At 50.5% G+C, this 651-nt stretch carries 1 protein-coding gene and 1 pseudogene; both read right to left on the bottom strand.

Annotated features, from left to right (window positions below):
- On the bottom strand, positions 1-206 hold a 206-nt coding region (gene hfq / locus HT737_RS30890), incomplete at its 3' end, for an RNA chaperone Hfq (RefSeq protein WP_182404707.1).
- 94 nt (positions 207-300) lie between these two features.
- Positions 301-651, bottom strand: a pseudogene (gene miaA, locus HT737_RS30885) (tRNA (adenosine(37)-N6)-dimethylallyltransferase MiaA); the annotation flags it as partial.

Here is a 651-nt window from a genome sequence, read left to right as displayed (position 1 = left end):
CGAATTGGACGTACTGGCACGACTGTCGAGATAGCGTGTTTGTAAACCATCTGGCTGACGGTGTTTTTCAGCAGGATAACGAACTGGTCGAACGACTCGATCGTGCCTTGCAGTTTGATACCGTTGACCAGGTAGATGGACACCCCAACTTTCTCTTTACGTAAAGTATTCAAGTAAGGGTCTTGTAGCGAATGCCCTTTTGACATGTGCCGCACTCCTTTAAGGATTCAATAATAAAAATAGATAATTCAGATGGCTTTGGCCGCCACACCCCCAAGGATAGACGGCAATTGCAAGGACTCAGCTCAATATGGAGATGGTCCCAAGGTATTTCAAGGCGCGTGGCAGATTGTCGCAATCAAGACTGTCCAGCCAGTGCAGTTCTTCCCAGCTGCGCAGCCAGGTGAACTGGCGCTTGGCCAATTGACGCGTGGCAATGATGCCGCGTTCCTGCATTTCAGCTAACGACAGCTTGCCATCCAGGTAGTCCCAGACTTGGCGGTAGCCTACCGCACGTATAGACGGCAACCCGGCATGCAGGTCACTTCTTTTACGCAGGGCTACGACCTCGTCGATGAATCCCTGTTCCAGCATATTTGTGAATCTTTGTTTAATGCGTTCGTGCAGTACCTGGCGATTTGCCGGAGCAAT

This window comes from Pseudomonas sp. MD195_PC81_125, assembly GCF_014060985.1.
Taxonomy (GTDB): domain Bacteria; phylum Pseudomonadota; class Gammaproteobacteria; order Pseudomonadales; family Pseudomonadaceae; genus Aquipseudomonas; species Aquipseudomonas parakoreensis.
Note: the sequence above shows the minus strand (reverse complement) of the source record. Positions and strands in the feature narration are given on the sequence as shown.